The organism is Bacillus methanolicus PB1 (assembly GCF_000262755.1).
Taxonomy (GTDB): Bacteria; Bacillota; Bacilli; order Bacillales; family Cytobacillaceae; genus Bacillus_Z; species Bacillus_Z methanolicus.
Map to the genome: position 1 here is coordinate 245,380 of NZ_AFEU01000003.1, position 16,614 is coordinate 261,993.

14 protein-coding genes, 1 pseudogene, 1 riboswitch and 1 other annotated feature are annotated in these 16,614 nt (G+C 39.9%); of the genes and pseudogenes, 3 read left to right on the top strand and 12 right to left on the bottom strand.

Features of this window, described 5'->3' with window-relative positions; translation table 11 throughout:
* Positions 1–119 precede the first annotated feature (119 nt).
* On the bottom strand, positions 120–2,468 hold the full coding sequence (locus PB1_RS11005) for an FdhF/YdeP family oxidoreductase (protein ID WP_004436517.1): 2,349 nt from the start codon (positions 2,466–2,468) through the stop codon (positions 120–122).
* A gap of 315 nt (positions 2,469–2,783) precedes the next feature.
* On the opposite strand from PB1_RS11005, the gene fdhD reads away from it, so the two are divergent.
* Positions 2,784–3,620 (top strand): formate dehydrogenase accessory sulfurtransferase FdhD, encoded by an 837-nt coding sequence (gene fdhD / locus PB1_RS11010; protein WP_004436519.1) that lies wholly within the window; start codon positions 2,784–2,786, stop codon positions 3,618–3,620.
* A 149-nt stretch (positions 3,621–3,769) separates the two neighbouring features.
* Here fdhD and PB1_RS11015 read toward each other — a convergent pair whose 3' ends face one another.
* From PB1_RS11015 to modA, 5 genes are all read right to left on the bottom strand, one after another.
* Complete coding sequence (locus PB1_RS11015; RefSeq protein WP_004436522.1) at positions 3,770–4,609, bottom strand: MetQ/NlpA family ABC transporter substrate-binding protein; 840 nt, start codon at positions 4,607–4,609, stop codon at positions 3,770–3,772.
* Between the two features lie 25 nt (positions 4,610–4,634).
* A complete protein-coding gene (locus PB1_RS11020) occupies positions 4,635–5,300 on the bottom strand; it encodes a methionine ABC transporter permease (protein ID WP_004436523.1) in 666 nt (221 codons plus the stop codon).
* Positions 5,290–6,303 carry a methionine ABC transporter ATP-binding protein gene (locus PB1_RS11025; protein ID WP_004436525.1) on the bottom strand — a complete coding sequence of 338 codons (1,014 nt, stop codon included), beginning with the start codon at positions 6,301–6,303 and terminating at the stop codon, positions 5,290–5,292. The genes PB1_RS11020 and PB1_RS11025 overlap by 11 nt, the downstream gene beginning before the upstream one ends.
* Before the next feature lie 77 nt (positions 6,304–6,380).
* Positions 6,381–6,487: riboswitch (SAM riboswitch) on the bottom strand.
* A gap of 218 nt (positions 6,488–6,705) precedes the next feature.
* Positions 6,706–7,317, bottom strand: a complete 612-nt coding sequence (locus PB1_RS11030) for a nitroreductase family protein (protein ID WP_004436527.1) — start codon at positions 7,315–7,317, stop codon at positions 6,706–6,708.
* 174 nt (positions 7,318–7,491) lie between these two features.
* Entirely contained in the window at positions 7,492–8,295 is an 804-nt protein-coding gene (gene modA, locus PB1_RS11035) for a molybdate ABC transporter substrate-binding protein (protein WP_034645283.1), read from the bottom strand.
* A 145-nt stretch (positions 8,296–8,440) separates the two neighbouring features.
* Here modA and PB1_RS11040 point away from each other — a divergent pair, with 145 nt between their 5' ends.
* Positions 8,441–8,629, top strand: coding sequence for a hypothetical protein (locus tag PB1_RS11040; protein ID WP_004436530.1), 189 nt, complete (start codon positions 8,441–8,443; stop codon positions 8,627–8,629).
* A 70-nt stretch (positions 8,630–8,699) separates the two neighbouring features.
* On the opposite strand, the gene PB1_RS11045 is transcribed toward PB1_RS11040, so the two are convergent.
* Positions 8,700–9,320: an NUDIX hydrolase gene (locus PB1_RS11045; protein WP_004436531.1), complete on the bottom strand. Its 621-nt coding sequence runs from the start codon at positions 9,318–9,320 to the stop codon at positions 8,700–8,702.
* Between the two features lie 263 nt (positions 9,321–9,583).
* Here PB1_RS11045 and PB1_RS11050 point away from each other — a divergent pair, with 263 nt between their 5' ends.
* Positions 9,584–10,117, top strand: a complete 534-nt coding sequence (locus PB1_RS11050) for a YceI family protein (protein WP_004436532.1) — start codon at positions 9,584–9,586, stop codon at positions 10,115–10,117.
* A 264-nt stretch (positions 10,118–10,381) separates the two neighbouring features.
* Here the strand turns inward: PB1_RS11050 and PB1_RS18590 are convergent.
* The 5 genes and pseudogenes from PB1_RS18590 to PB1_RS11070 form a co-directional block, all read right to left on the bottom strand.
* Positions 10,382–10,456, bottom strand: a pseudogene (locus tag PB1_RS18590) (hypothetical protein); the annotation flags it as partial.
* Positions 10,457–10,485: 29 nt separating this feature from the next.
* Positions 10,486–11,409: a S66 peptidase family protein gene (locus PB1_RS11055; protein WP_004436534.1), complete on the bottom strand. Its 924-nt coding sequence runs from the start codon at positions 11,407–11,409 to the stop codon at positions 10,486–10,488.
* Between the two features lie 416 nt (positions 11,410–11,825).
* Positions 11,826–13,073, bottom strand: coding sequence for a glutamate-5-semialdehyde dehydrogenase (locus PB1_RS11060; protein ID WP_004436535.1), 1,248 nt, complete (start codon positions 13,071–13,073; stop codon positions 11,826–11,828).
* A 16-nt stretch (positions 13,074–13,089) separates the two neighbouring features.
* Positions 13,090–14,187, bottom strand: a complete 1,098-nt coding sequence (gene proB, locus PB1_RS11065) for a glutamate 5-kinase (protein WP_004436536.1) — start codon at positions 14,185–14,187, stop codon at positions 13,090–13,092.
* A gap of 159 nt (positions 14,188–14,346) precedes the next feature.
* Positions 14,347–14,569 (bottom strand) — a binding site (T-box leader).
* 311 nt (positions 14,570–14,880) lie between these two features.
* Entirely contained in the window at positions 14,881–16,248 is a 1,368-nt protein-coding gene (locus PB1_RS11070) for an aspartate kinase (protein ID WP_004436540.1), read from the bottom strand.
* Between the last annotated feature and the right edge of the window lie 366 nt (positions 16,249–16,614).

A 16,614-nucleotide genomic window follows, 5' to 3' on the forward strand; every position in this document is an offset into this window, starting at 1 on the left:
AAAAGGGGAGAATTCCTCTCCCCTTTTTGATTTTTTTAATAATTTAAGAGTAAACCCGTAAATAAAGCGGTCCAAAAACTGTATAACTTCAGTTAGTATTCTTGACCCGCAACAATTTGTTATTCGATCGACGTTTCCAACTCTTCTATTCTTTTTTCTACATATTTTTTGTCCTTTTGGGCGTGAAACGTTTCTGCTTTTTCAACGATCACACTTGTATTGTAATCAGGAATTTTTGCATGTTCTTCATAGATCCCTTTTGGCAGCAAAACATTTCCTTCCGGCCAGTATACTGCAATATTTCCTTGCTTCACACTCTCAAATTTTGCACGGCCCTGAAAAGTTCCAAATTTATTGTATACGACGATGGGATCTCCTTCACGAATTCCAAGTTTTTTTGCGTCATCTGCATTCATAGCAACATCATAGCGGTCGGCTCCATTAAACGGGTCTGTTTCACTGTAAATCATCGAGTTGAATTGTTTTCCCCTGCGGGACGTAACAAAAAAATGCCCCTCGGCTTTTCGAAGTTCAGGAATTTCAATAGGGATAAGGTTTCCTTTGCCATCCTCAGTCGGACAAACTCCGCCTTCGCACAGCCAAGCGCCTCCCCATTGAAAAAAATCTCCCCGGTTTTTTAAATGCTGGATGCCATCATAATTTCTGTTGGCAACAGCGATTTCGTTGCGAATCTCCTGTGCACTGCTAAAAAAAATAAGTTCCTTTTTCTCAGGGTATACACGTGAAGCAAGATCGACATAAATTTCCCATTCCGGTCGTGCTTCTTCTATTCTTGGTCCCTCAATTTCCGGACTGAAGTAAACCATTCTCTCGGTACTCGTAGATGTTCCTCCGCCAGGCTGCTCATACCGGGTCATTGCCGGAAGAATAATGACTTCTTCTTTTGCATCAAGTAATGTTGACGTATTAAAAATAATATCCTGATGAACACGCATTTCAACATTTTCCAGAGCTTCTTTAATGAATTTAGGATTCGGCATCGTTTCAAGAAAGTTCCCGCCGCTTGTATAGAACACTTTTACGTTCCGCTCATGCCCCTCCGGAAGCATAATATTTTCGATCGTTTGTCCGACTGTATCCCCCTGCCATCTCGGAATCTTAAATCCCCAGATTTCTTCCATCCGCCGGGCATTCAGTTCATCAAAATCACTGCCGGGCAAAACGAAAGGATCGGCACCCATTTCTCCTGAACCTTGCACACTGCTGTGGCCGCGGATCGGCATTAAACCGCAATGTTCTCTGCCAATAAAGCCGCGAAGCATTGCGAGGTTCGCTACTTGCGAGATGTTATCGGTTGCAAAGCGGTGCTGCGTTAATCCCATACTCCATACAAAAACACCGGTTTTCGAGTCGGCAAGCAATTTTGCGAATTCATACATTCGTTCTTTTGTTAAACCGGAAGATTGTTCTAACAAAGCCCAGTCCTGCTTTTTTATATATGCCTTCAGTTCATCAAAGCCGTTCGTATGCTCCCTGACAAAGCGGTGGTCAATTGCAGATCCTGGAGTCTTTTCCTCCATTTCAAACCAGTGTTTCATCACACCGTTCATGAAGGCGATGTCTCCGCCGATGTTCACTTGAAAAACGTCATCAACAATTTTTGTCCCAAACAGCGCACTTTCCGGTATTGATGGGATCCAGTATTTCTCCATTGCCGGCTCGCGATACGGATTGATTGTAATAATTTTTGTCCCTGCTTTTTTCGCTGCATACATATATTTTGTTGAGACAGGCTGGCTATTAGCGGCAACGGAGCCCCAGAAAACAAGGACATCGGTTCCAATCCAATCTTTATAGCTGCAGCTTGATGCCCCAATTCCAAGGGAACGTTTCAGTGCAGTTTTACTTGGAGAATGGCAAATGCGCGAAGCGTTATCAATGTTGTTCGTACCGAGAAAACGGGCGGTTTTCGCTGCAGTATAATATACTTCATTTGTAATTCCTCTTGCCGTCAAGTAAAACGCCAGTTGTTTCGGATCAATTTTTTTGATTTTCTCTGCGATACGGTTCAATGCCTCGTCCCATGAAATTCTCGTAAACTTCTTTTCTCCTTTCTTTCTTGAAAGAGGATAAGGAATCCTCCCAAGTTTACGAAGCTGTGTACTGTCAAGTTCCTTCATTTTTTCTACATCTTCGAGCCATTCCGGATCAATTGCCGGCATCGTGTTTAAACGGAGAACATTCAGACGTGTCGTACAAATGTGGGGGCCGGTGAGCGTCCGGTCATATAACCCGGATACACCAAGTGCACAACCGTCGCAAACACCTTGGGTTATGATCCGATAAGCATACGGCAATTTATCTTTGTTTTCCCAGACGGCTTTCATTGTATCGCGTATGTGATGCGGCTTAACTTTTCCGAGGCCCATAGGTGCAAGGCTTGCCCATAATGATGGCCGAGGCCGTTTATCCAATTTAATAGGTCCAGTATGTTGTGTTTTTCCCATATCCAATCCTCCGCATAAAAAATATTAGGATAATAAAAAAACGTCAAACTGGCCGGGATAACAGTACCGGATTCGATTGACGGCAAATGCGGACAGCAGCGATGCCATGTATTAAAAGTACATGAAAACAAAAAAAGTAATTGTTAAGCGTCAACAAAAACGTATTAAAAATTATTACAAATTTATGAATTTTTTAAAATCGTATCATTTTTTTATTGTTTGCACAAGTTTTTCTAAAAATTTTTACTATTGCGATTTTTTCATACTATGCTAATATTTTGAGTAATTCGGTTTGAGTGGGATGGTGAATTTAGTATGGAGCACCAAATCAGCTATAGAAACTATATTTTGAAGTTTGAAAATGGAATTTTTCGTGAGCAATTAGATGAAATAGTCACGGAATTTCCATTTACCATTATTTTAAATGGCGAAGAATTTGCAACAATGGTTTGTACCCCGACACATTTGGATGAACTTGTCATTGGTTTTTTGGCTTCTGAAGGAGTCATTCGATCAGAAAATGAAATTGTCCGGCTTCAGATTGATGACAGCAAAGGATTTGCTTACGTGGATTTAGATGTAAAAGTAACGACAAGCCAGCAATTCTACTCGAAACGATTTATCGGCTCATGCTGCGGGAAAAGCCGGCAGTTTTATTATCACAATGATGCACGAACAGCTAAAACTTCAACTTCGAAAAAGAAGATTAAACCAGATCAGTGCATATCGCTTATGAAAGCACTTCATAATAGTAGTACTGTATTTAGAAATACGGGAGGAGTTCATAATGCCGCTCTTTGCTCCGAAACTGAAATGCTCATTGCAAGAACGGATATCGGACGGCATAACGCACTGGACAAAATCTTTGGCTACTGCATTCAAAACCGCGTTCCGGTTCAAGATAAAATTATCGCTTTTAGCGGAAGAATTTCCTCAGAGGTTTTACTGAAAGCAGCGAAAATCGGTGTTGGGATAATTTTGTCGAAATCTGCACCGACAGACCTTGCGATCAAGCTTGCACACGATTTAAACATTACGGCTGTCGGATTCATCCGCGGCAACAGTTTTAATGTGTATTCCCATCCGGAAAGGATAGCCGGAAAATTAGAAAAGCTGAGGCTGTCTCAAAAGCCTAAGGGTCAGACCCCATAACATAATATATAAGACATAAGATTGCATAAATGTGTTATATATCGATAAATGCACATGGGGTCAGACCCTTATGAGACAGCCTCAGCTTTTTCATTTTTTTCTTGGAAATGTTTTTCCCGATAGATTTGAATTATTAATGATTAGATGATTTAGCGGTTTTTCATCCACTCCGGTTTGCCGAAACCTTTAAATTGTTCATCAATTACTTTTTCAAATGCTTCTGACTCAACAGCTTCTTTTATATCTTTTACAAACTGGGCGTCTTTGTCTTTTGTATTAATAACGACGCGGTTGCGATATTGGTCAGGCATGTTTTCCAGTTTAAGTGCGTCTAAAAGATCCATTTTTGCTGCTAAGGCAAAGTTCCCTGGTACTGCTGAAAGATCAACGCTGTCGACAGCGCGCGGAAGCTGGGCAGCTTCAAGCGGCTTAAATTTCAAATTTTTAACGTTTTCTTTTACATCCTTCTCAGATACCGTTAACGGGTTGGCATTTGAGTCAAGAGTAATTAGTCCTGCATCCTGTAAGATTAAGAAAGCGCGTGCCGCATTCGTCGGATCATTTGGGATTGCAATGGAAGCGCCGTCCGTAACTTCATCAAGAGAAAAGAATTTCTTTGAAAAGATGCCCATAGGTGCAGTAGGCACGACAATAACTTCAGAAAGGTCAAGATTATGCTCTTTTGCAAATGTTTCCATGTAGATTTTGTGCTGGAAAAGGTTTGCATCAAGATCACCTTTCGAAAGTGCAAGGTTTGGCTGAATATAGTCGCTGAATTCAACGACTTTCACTTTATATCCTTTTTGTTCCAGAATTGGTTTAATGGCTTTATTGACCATATCACTGTATGGACCTGATGTTGCACCGAAAGTGATTTGTTTTGTTTCACTCCGCTCAGTGTCTCCTGATGAATTTTCCTTTCCGGCACCGCATGCTGCTAGAATGCCAATTGAAAGCAAAAGGAAAAATGATAGAAATAGTTTTTTCATAGTTGCCTCCTACGTATGTTCTTATTTATCTTTTATCAACTAATCTTGCTATTTTGTCTCCTGCAAACTGGATCAGCTGTACTAAGCAGATAAGGATGATAACAGTAGTAATCATCACCGTATTGTCATATCGATAGTATCCAAAGCGGATGGCAAGGTCTCCAACACCGCCGCCGCCTACAATTCCAGCCATTGCGGAATATGCAATTAAACTGATAACAGTTATAGTAATGCCTTGAATAATACCCGGTTTTGCTTCAGGAATCAGGACATCCTTAATAATCATCCAAGGCGACGCTCCCGCCGCAACCGCAGCCTCAATTACTCCCTTGTCAATCTCGCGAAGCGATTGTTCGACGATTCTTGCAAAAAATGGAATCGCTGCTACTGATAACGATACAGATGCTGCTGTCGGACCAATCGTTGTTCCCGCTATCAGTTTCGCTAACGGCAAAAGTGCGATTAACAAAATAATGAACGGGATCGAGCGAATCATATTAACAATGAAACCAACAATGTTTTTAAAAACCGTATTTTCAAGAAAAAGTCCTTTGTCCGTTACAAATAAGAGCACTCCAGTTGGCAGGCCGGCAATAATCGCTGCTAAAATGGAGATCCCAACCATGTAAATTGTTTCAAAGAACGCTTTGTTCAATTCTGGAATTAATCCTACTAAACTATCAAGCTGCATTTCGAATCACCTCCAAATGTTGAGTTCGTTCAGTGATATAACTGATTGCCCGTTCGACTTCATCCGGGTCGCCTGTCAATTCCATAATAAATATCCCTAAAGGAGTATCTTTTATATACTCGATTTTTCCATGCAAAATATTTCCCTTCACATAAAATTTTTGCAAAGCGTCGGAAATAACAGCCTCTTCGGCAATTGCTCCTTGAAAAAAAACTTTAACGATTTTTCCGCGCCGATCTTTTAAAAGATTTTCTGGAAGATCAAATTGCAGGATGCTGTTGATAAAATCCTTTGTTAACTGTTCCTGCGGATTTGCGAATAGATCATAAACTTTGCCTTCCTCAATGATTCTTCCATTTTGCATCACAGCCATCCTGTCGCATATGTCCTTCACAACTTCCATTTCATGTGTAATCAAGACAATAGTGATCCCTAATTCCCGGTTTATTTTTTTAAGCAGTTCCAAAATAGACTTTGTTGTGGTCGGATCCAAAGCGGAAGTGGCTTCATCGCAAAGAAGAACGGAAGGATTATTTGCAAGTGCCCTGGCAATACCGACTCGCTGCTTTTGACCTCCGCTTAATTGCGACGGGTAGACATCAGTTTTGTCAGACAGGCCGACCATTTCAAGCAATTCTTTGACCCTTTTATCGATTTCTGCTTTTGATTTGTGTGCAGCCTTTAACGCAAATGCAATATTTTCATAAACGGTTTTTGAGCTGACTAAATGAAAATGCTGAAAAATCATTCCGATTTTCAAACGGGCTTTCCTCAGTTCTTTTTTCTTAAGAGAGGTCAACGACACACCGTCAATAATAATCTCACCGGACGTCGGTTTTTCCAAAAGATTCAGACAACGCAGAAGCGAGCTTTTCCCAGCTCCGCTGTAACCAACAATCCCAAAGATTTCTCCTTTCTTTACAGTTAGTGAAACATTGTCAACACCGATAACTTTTCCTTTTTTTGTTTCATAGATTTTGACTAAATCCCTTACTTCGATCATATGTAACCCTCCTTTTTCTGAACGTATAAAATAAAAATACCTCTTTCATTCAGAAAGAGGCATCGTCTTTTATCTACGACTTATCTTTCAGAATGAAATGTTCATTCTGCAGGATGTGGCACCTTTCCAATAGGAGGTTGCCGGACGTCATTGGGCCTGGTCCCTCGGTCACTCTTGATAAGCAACTTATTCACTTTTTATAAAAGAATAATAAAATCTAAAAATTGAGATGTCAACATTTTTTTCTTAAATAAAATTGTGGGGAACGCTTACAATATTGCTGTATCAATGCAGCATTTAAATATAAAAATTTTTTTGCTAGGGTGTTTACAGGTAAATGAGAACACTTATTCCTAATGCTGTTGGAAAATAGATCCAAAAGTATAGGTGCTATTTATCTCGTTATTCCACCCATGTTATTAATTCTTCGATTTTCAGACGGGCAGACTGATGCCCCGGTTTTAATGCTTTTCCAATCGCAATGAGCATAACAGGGGTATAACGATCATCTACGTTAAATTCTTTTATGAATTTTTCTTTATCAAAACCGACCATCGGGCATGTATCCCAGCCTTTCCCTTTTGCTGCCAGCATAAGCTGCATGGCTGCCAATGAAGAATTGCTGTGTGCCGAAGTCAGTGCATATGTCTTGTTTTGATATACTCCTTTGACTTGACTTGCTTTTCGATCTATAATTTCTTGGCTCATACTTCCTGCTTCTACTAAAGGACGATACACTGCCTCAATTTTTTTATCAGGTTGAAGGTCTCCAAGAACGGCAATAACGGCTGATGATTCAAAAACATGAATTTGGTTGTTTGCGATTGGCAATAATTTTTTTTGTATTTCTTTTCCATGAAAAACCATGAAATGCCAATGCTGAAGGTTCCAAGCAGATGGTGCACGGCCGGCAAGTTCAAGAATTTCCATTAATTCATCTCGCGAAATGCTTTGTTCCGGATCAAAATCTCTTACAGAGCGTCTTTCCTTGATAATACTAAAAATGTCGGTCACAATCATCCACTCCTCTGTTGTTTTTGTTGATAAATTTCATGTCAGTCTTTCCTTGTTTACATTTCGGAATATATATGATTTGCTTTTTAGATGCAAATTATTGGCACTGAAGAAAAAAGAGCCGGCAATGTACTGATTAGTCTTTTGGACGGCCCTCTTCTCTTTTTTCAACATTTATTTTTGATTTAAAGGAATAAAGCCATATTTCTCAAAAACATTCATCGCCTTATCGCTTTGTAAAAAATCATAAAATTTGATCGCTTCCTCTTTGCTACCCGATTTTTTTATGACCCCAAGTGGATAGATAATCGGAGTATGCGATTTTTCTTCAGCTACCTCAACAATTTCGATCTTGTTTGAAGAGAGTGCATCGGTTTTATAAACGATCCCTGCATCAACATTTCCGGTTTCCACATACGTCAATACTTGGCGTACATCTTTTGCATATATAATTTTTCCTTGAATATTTTCCCAAATTTTGTAATATTCCAGCGATTCTTTCGCATATTTCCCAGCCGGAACGGTTTCCGGAATTCCGATTGAGATTTTCTTAATATTCTTATCTGCCAAACCAGTATAGCCATCAACTTTTTTCTGCGAATTTTTTGGCTGGACAAGCACTAGTTCATTGCCGACAAAGCTTGTACGATATTTCTTGTCAATATGTCCGCTGTCCACTAATGCAGCAAATTTATCTTCAGCCGCCGATAAAAATAGATCAACGGGTGCGCCTTGAGAAATTTGCTGCTGCAATGCACCGGAAGCCCCAAAATTAAAAAACAGCTTCACATGTGGATGATCCTTTGCGTACAATTTTCGAATTTCTTCCAAAACGTCCTTCATGCTTGCGGCAGCTGAAATGGTAAGCTCCGCATCTTTTTTGTTTTGATTCATAGTTTCCTTCTTAGAGCCACCGCACGCTCCTAATAGAATAACGACTACCAACAAAGTAAGATAGAATATAAAGTATTTTCTCATCATAACTCCTTACCTTTCATAATGTTTAATTTTAACAAATAACTGAATTATTTTACTAGTAAGATTTTAAAAAAAAATACTGTGTAAGGCATAAATCTAGCAAGATTAATAATAATAAAATTAAAAAGGTAAAGGAGAGAATTATATGCCTAGAAAACGCCCCGAATTTATGAATAGCCCTTATTTTGTCGATGAACCAGGAAACTGGCACTTAAAGCCGGGTGCACCTAAAGCAATGCAAAAAGAATTTTCTGCTTATATGCAGTCACTGGAAGATCCATACGTTACAGGTACAATAAATGGGATTCATATTGAATACCCTTACATGAAATAAATGATTGAACTCTCCATTAGGAAGACCTGACAATATTATAGCCAGATCTTTTGAAAATTTTAAAGGACTATTATTCATCTCTAATCACGTCTAGAAAGTGATTTAATACTCTGGCTGTCAACCCCCATATGACTTTTCCGTCATAAAGGTAAAACAATTCTTCCACTTGTTGCATTTGCCAATTGTAATTTTCGCCTCCGGCTATAAGGTGAAAAGGAAAATTCTCCTCAGGTGTTACCTTAAAATGTACTTTATAACGATCGGGCTTAGTTTTCAGAAAAAAAGAAATCGGGACGGTGAAAAATTCCGCTACCTCGGAAGGATTAGGCTTCATTGAGGCGGGGTCATGAATAGTTCCGACAAATGGGTAAATAATGGTTCCATATGGAGAAACCATATAATCCAACGGATAAACATTTTTTATATTATCAAAACGAACCCCAAGTTCTTCTGATGTTTCACGAATCGCTGTATGCTGTTCATTTCTGTCAGTGCTTTCGATTTTCCCGCCAGGAAAACAAATCTCTCCGGGCTGTCTCCTTAAATCAAAAGCACGAACTTCAAACAGGACGTGAAGATCATCTTCTTTTTCAATTAAAGGCAATAATACCGCAAACTTAGAATACTGATTTCCCCCTAAAATTCCTGGGGTTCGATTTTGCAATTTTTTTAGGACATGCTCAAGATGCATATATTTTTACCTCCACATCCTCATTTTATGGCACATATAAAGACAAGTAATTACATATATCATAATAGTCTAAAAGAGTAACATTAAACGTTTTCTTGTTTCTCAAATAAAACTGATTGATAAAATCCGGCAGTTTTTTAAATCTGTCAAAATATTTAAAATGTGATTGACAATTTACACCAAAGCAAATATAATTATCTCGTGTTAGAATATCTCGAATTAAAGATATTTTAAATTATAACCTAAAAAAGGGGAAATGAACAATGGCAAAATCAAGATGGGCAATTGATACTGCTCACAGTAGTGTCGAATTTTCTGTTAGGCACATGATGATTGCAAAAGTTAAAGGGTCTTTCGATAATTTCTCAGCTACCATTGAGGCAGATCCAACCGATTTAACAACAGCTAATATTGAATTCAATGTTGATGTTGCAAGCATTAATACACGCAACAGTGACCGCGACGCTCACCTTCGTTCAGCAGATTTCTTTGATGCAGAAAACTATCCATCTTTAACTTTTAAATCTACTAAAATTGCGAAAAAAGATGACGATGAATATGAAGTAACAGGCGATTTAACTATTCGTGGAGTTACTCGTCAGGAAACGTTCACTGTAACATTCGAAGGCCAAGGCAAAGATCCTTGGGGAAATGAAAAGGTTGGATTCAGTGCTGAAGGAAAAATCAACCGCAGCGATTACGGCTTAACTTGGAACGCAGCTTTAGAAACAGGCGGCGTCCTTATCGGCGACCAAATCAAAATTTCCCTTTCAATCGAAGCAGCAAAAGAAGCATAAACTAACCAATAAAGAGGCTGTCTCAAACCTCCATGGCATATCAGCCACCACGATAGATGGGTCTTTTAGGTAAGACACCGTATAAAAAGCCTAGGGTCAGACCCCATAACACAATATATAGGACATAATGTTGGATAAATGTGCTATATATTGATAATGCACATGGGGTCAGACCCTTATGAGACAGCCTCTTTTTTGAATGAAGTATTTTCCTTTTCCATAATATATTCCGACATGATGGATTCTCCCTTTTCCTTCTTCCTAAGCAAAAAAGAGCTAGTCTCCCGGTTCGATCTTTTCGAGTTCCACCCTTTCCCCCGCTTTCGCTTGATCACTTGCAGCATTTTCATAAAAATATTTTTACATGATCATTGGATTCCGCAGTCAACAATTAATTGTTTTTTAGCTGTATTAAGCTTTGCTGTTGATCCTAGCGGAACTGCAATATGCGGAAAGCAATGGCCGATCTTAAATCCTTTAATTGCCGGTTTTCCTGCAACTTGGATATAGTGCTCGATGACTTCATCAAGGACAAAGGTTTTATCTCTTTTCGGTTCACAGTTGTGGAAATCACCGACGATAATTCCGGCAGCATCGATCAGTTTTCCGGCCATGTGCAGCTGATTCAGCATTCGGTCAATAGAGCGAGGCTCTTCATTGATATCTTCGATGAGCAGCAGTTTTCTTCTTGTGTCAATTTCAAACGGCGTGCCGAGCGTGCTCGTTAAAAGCGACAAATTACCTCCAACGAGAGGTCCGATCGCTTCCCCTTCAACGAGAACTTCTAACGGAGAAAATTGTTCGGTATACGTAATCTCTTGCGGTTCAAATAGTTGTTTAAAAAACTGTTTAGAAATCGGGTCGGCATCCTCTTTTCCGATATCGGACGCAAGCATTGGGCCGTGAAATGTAATGAGCCCCGTTTGCTGATGAATAGCTGTATGTAAATATGTAATGTCGCTGTACCCCCAGAAGATTTTTGGATTGCTTTTAATAACTTCATAGTCAATCTTTGAGGCGATTCGCGATGTACCATAACCACCGCAAGCACATATGATCGCTTTTACATCCTTATCAAGAAACATATTATGTAAATCTTCTAACCTCTCATTATCTTTTCCAGCCAAGTACCCGTATTCTCTTTTGAGATGCCGGCCAAGTTTAACTTTCAGCTCCAATTCACGTTCTAAAAAGAGGATGGAGCGCTGTAAATTTTCAAGATTAGGCGGACTTGCAGGAGCAATGATGCCGACTGTATCTCCTTTTTGAAGACGCTGCGGTTTGATTGGCATATTTTGAGCCTCCCTTTATCTTTTGGAAGTATAGAAGAGCTTTTACCCCAATTCTTGCCGTAATAAATAGAAATGATTTCGTGGATGTATTTTTTTTCGCGATTATTTTATGAACCGAGCTGCCTTATTATGATTGAAAGAGGCGAACCATGTTGTCACAAAAACTTTTGATGATGGATATTGGTTTTTAGCCTTCGGACATGATCTGGCGGTTCATACCAGCGCAGGGGAAAGCAGTTGAATTTAAATCGTTGGAAAAGTCGTCTCATTTTTTGGCAGGAATCCTTAAATAAAAAAGAGGCTGACTCATATTTGTCAGACACCCTCCTTAAAAATCAATATTTTATTGGAGGGGTCTTTCCCTTTGCTTTTTTCAGTCAGCCTCTTGTCTTCTCTTAAAAATTGTCAATTAATTATTATTTGCGTATCTGGCCGTTCCCATAAATGAAATATTTGCTGGATGTTAAAGCATTTAATCCCATCGGTCCTCTGGCGTGCAGTTTTTGTGTACTGATTCCGATTTCCGCACCGTAGCCGAATTCAAATCCGTCTGTAAAACGGGTTGATGCATTATGGTAGACAGCAGCAGCATCGACATTGTTTAGAAAAATCGATGCATTTTCACTGTTTTCAGTAATGATCGCTTCCGAGTGCTTCGTTCCATATTTATTAATGTGGCTAATGGCATCCTCAACACTTTTTACGACTTTTACACTGACGGTCAGTGATAAGTATTCAGTATACCAATCTTCTTCCGTCGCCTTTTTCGCGGCAGGTAAGGCATCGCAGACCAATTGATCCCCGATGATTTCAACCCCGCTCTTGACGAGGGCCTGCAACAAGGCTTCTCCATGTCTATCAAACCATGTTTCATGAATCAAAATTGTCTCGATTGCATTGCAGACAGACGGGCGCTGGGTTTTTCCGTTTAGAACAATCTGCTCCGTCATTGCCGGATCAGCTGACTCGTCAACAAAGACATGGCAATTGCCTGCACCTGTTTCAAGAACAGGGACTGTTGATTCTCTTACGACCGTTTCAATCAAGTTTTTTCCACCTCTTGGGATTAACACATCTATATATTCGTTGAGATGGAACAGTTCTTTGGCTGTCTCTCTGCTCGTGTCTTCAATAAGTTGGACAGCATCCAGGGGAATCTCAGTTGATTCCAATGCCTGGTGAATCGACTGAATGAGTGCGCTGTTTGAAAATGTTGCGGAAGAACTGCCTCTCAAAATGACGGCATTGCCTGTTTTGAGCGATAATGTAGCCGCATCAACCGTTACATTCGGACGAGCTTCATAGATCATGCCAATTACACCAATCGGTACCCGCTTTTTTTGAATCAAAAGTCCATTTTCTTTTTCAATTGTCTCCAATGTTTCTCCGATCGGATCCTTAAGGCCAATTAACAACCGTATTCCTCCAGCCATGTCCTCGATCCGCTTTTCAGTTAACAAAATCCGGTCAAGTACGGCGTCTGACAACCCTGTACGTCTTCCTTCCTCAAGATCTTTTTTATTTTCTTGAAGCAGGAATTCCTTATCTTTTATTAATTGAACCGCTATTTTTTCTAATGCTTCATTTTTTGCCTCTGTGGATAAATTCCCCAATGAATAACTTACTTGTTTTGCAGCCTTTCCTTTTCTTTTCACTTCATTCATCTTACTTCCTCCATTTCTATGCTTTTACCCACTTATCACGGTGAATAACTTCAATGGCCAAAACTGTATCTTTTTTTAATTCATCACTACGTTTGCCCATTACTTTTTTCAGTTCCTCTGAAGAATAAAGCACTTCGCCTTTTCCAAGTAATCCAGTTGTGCCAAACACTTCAACAACGTCGCCTCGTTTAAATGTACCTGTTATTTTATAAATTCCTGCAGGAAGAAGGCTTTTGCCGTGAGAAAGAAGCGCATCCTCGGCTCCTTTGTCAACATAGATTTTTCCGGAAACTTCTGAATGAAAAGCGATCCATTGCTTGCTGTTCTTAATTTGTTGGGCGACATTAGTCCCGACATATGTTCCATCACCTCTATCTTCCAAAATATCCAGAAGCTTTCTTCTTCCTTCTCCCCTCCCGATAAACACTTTTACACCGAGAGAAAGCGCTGTTTTTGCCGCTGTTAATTTTGAAAACATGCCGCCGGTTCCCACTTTGGATCCTGTCCCTTCCGCAGCAGCCATCATTTCATCAGTAATCTCATGAAGGATGTTAATCCTCTTGGCAAACCGGTTTTTCTTTGGATTCGAATCATATAGCCCATTAATATCCGTTAAAATAATCAGCATATCGGCGTGGACCATTCCGCTTACAAGCGCTGAAAGCATATCATTATCGCCAAATGTCAATTCTTCGACGGAAACCGTGTCGTTTTCATTAATAATCGGCACTATTCCGCGTTCAATCAGCTCCGTAATTGTTGAATATGCATTTCGGTAACGCTCTTTTTTGGAGAAGTCGTTTCGCGTCAGCAAAATTTGCGCAGGAAGGATTCCGTATTCTCCGAACTTCTCCATATAAGCTTGGATCAGAAGGCTTTGGCCAACTGCGGCTGCAGCCTGCTTCCCTTTAATCGTAACAGGTCTTGACGGGTAACCGAGGCGTTTAAAACCGGCCGCCACTGCACCTGACGAGACGATTAAAACTTCATGCCCTTCCAAGCGCAATGCCGCTATTGCCTCTATATGATCCGAAAATTTTTCGTGGTCAATTTCACCTTTAGAATTTGTTAACGAACTGCTTCCAATCTTAACGACAACTCGCTTTTTATCCATAACGACTTCCTCCCGTTTGCAGAAAGTTACGAGAATGAGATTACTATCACTTTAATGCATTAACACATTAACGCAGAGCGGGCCAGACCCTCAACGCTTTAACGCGTTAACGCAGAGCGGGCCAGACCCTCATTAAAAAAAGCCCTTTTTCATCCTTCTTAAAAGGACGAAAAGGACTTCATTTCCATTTCCGTGGTACCACCTTTATTGGATGCATACGCATCCCGCTCTTCATGATAACGCTCTGGCAGCGCCCGTGTTTTTTGCACAGGACTCAGGAGGCAGGTTCTGCGGCTTTGCAGCGGCGAAGTCTTCCAGCTTAAAAACCCCGCTCTCTGTCGCACAAAGTGCCCGCATACTAATCCTCCGTCAACGTTCATTTTTTTCTATTATGTAAAGGAAACTGCGAATCTGTCAATAGAAAAAAGTTTAATTTTTTAAAAAACTTGCGTTAAATTATGCCCTTTTCTGTAGAAAGGGGCGGAGCTAAGCTAACAAAGATATTAATGGCAACATATCTTTAGCAAGATACTTGTTTAGCTGAGTAAATATTTAAAGCTTGGCTTCGCTCACACCGTCTTATTATGTTGGATCTGTTTTACACGAAAGCTATTTCCATGTTTGGGTTGGGAGTAAAAACTCATGCTCGTTTTTTGTCTATAAAGAAAATATTTCACAATTTCATTTCAAAAACTAAACATTCAAAGGAACCGTTGCAAAAAACTCTTCGTATAAAGCTTTTACTGCCCGTTGTTCATCTTCTGCTTTCACACCGAACATCATGCTCACTTCTGAGGAGCCCTGGTTGATCATTTCAATATTGACACATGAATCCGCCAGCGCCTTTGAAGCTCTTGCCATTGTTCCTACATTTTGGCGCATCCCTTCACCCACGATCATAATAAGAGCAAGATTTCGTTCAATTTTCACTTCATCTGCCTCAAGCTCTGTTTGAATTCGTGTAACAATCTCTTCTTCTAAAGCACGATTCAGCTGGTTTTTTCTTAAAATAATAGAGATGTCATCAATTCCGGAAGGGATGTGTTCATACGACAATTCGTACTCTTCTAAAATCTGCAAAATTTTCCGGCCGAATCCAATTTCGCGGTTCATTAAATATTTGCTGACATAAATGCTGCAAAATCCTTTGTCACTTGCTATTCCGATCACAGGTCCATTCGAATTTGACCGTTTATGCACAATTTTCGTTCCGGGTGCCGATGGATTATTTGTGTTTTTAATATTCACAGGAATGCCGGCGCGGAAAGCAGGAATAAGAGCTTCATCATGAAGTACAGTGAATCCGGCATAGGAGAGTTCCCGCATTTCTCTGTATGTTAATTCACGGATCTCCTTCGGTTTTTCCACGATATTTGGATTGACCGAATAAACCGCATCAACGTCCGTAAAATTTTCATAAAGCTCGGCCTTCGTCCCATTCGCTAATATCGCGCCGGTTATATCAGAGCCGCTGCGCGAAAAAGTTGCCACTTCCCCCGTTTTTGTAAAACCGAAAAATCCTGGGAAAATAATAATTCCAGGCAAATTCCGAAGCTCATAAAGCCGTTCATATGATTCCGGAAGCACTTGTGCATTCCCGGGTTCGTCGCTTACAATCAGTCCCGCATCTTTCGGATTAATATAACGCGCTTCCACTCCTTCATGCTGGAAATAAGCGGCCATAAGCTTTGCATTGTTGTCCTCGCCGCTGGCTTTAACAGCATCCATAAATCGTTCAGGATTGCTTTTATCTCCGTTTAACACCGCAAGAAGATCGCTGCGGATCAAATTTGAAATGCTGCTTGAAAGTCCTAGCTCCTTCGCAATACTTGCATATCTTTCAATGACTGCTTCCACTAAGTCATCAGCGATTTCATTTTTTAAATATTTTTCTGCGCATGCAATAAGTAAATCGGTTACCTTTATATCACTCGCAAAACGCTTGCCAGGTGCCGAAACAACAACAATTTTTCTCTTTGGATCAGACATTACTATTTTAAATACCTTTTCAAATTGTTCTCCTGATGCTAAAGAAGAACCTCCAAATTTTACTACTTTCATTATGACATCCCCTGCTCTTTTAGTTTTACAATAACATAATTATTACTCTAAAGGGGAAAAGAATCAAGAACTTTTTCTACACATGGCGCACAAATGTATTTTTACCGTGTACGATCTTCTTTAATTTTCCATTCCTCTATAAAATAACAGGGATCATTCAATAATAATGACCCCGATTTTATCTATTCTTGTCAAATCTCACTCAGAGTCGAACTTTGACGGTGTTTTGCACCAATGTGCGAATTATAACCAATTATAACTAAAAAAGGATAGGATTCACCACAAGCTTGTTGTTTTTTCAGGTGTTCAGAAGAATCACGTCTTATTTTGACAGGTTTTGTCTGCAGGCAGGAAAACGTAATCATC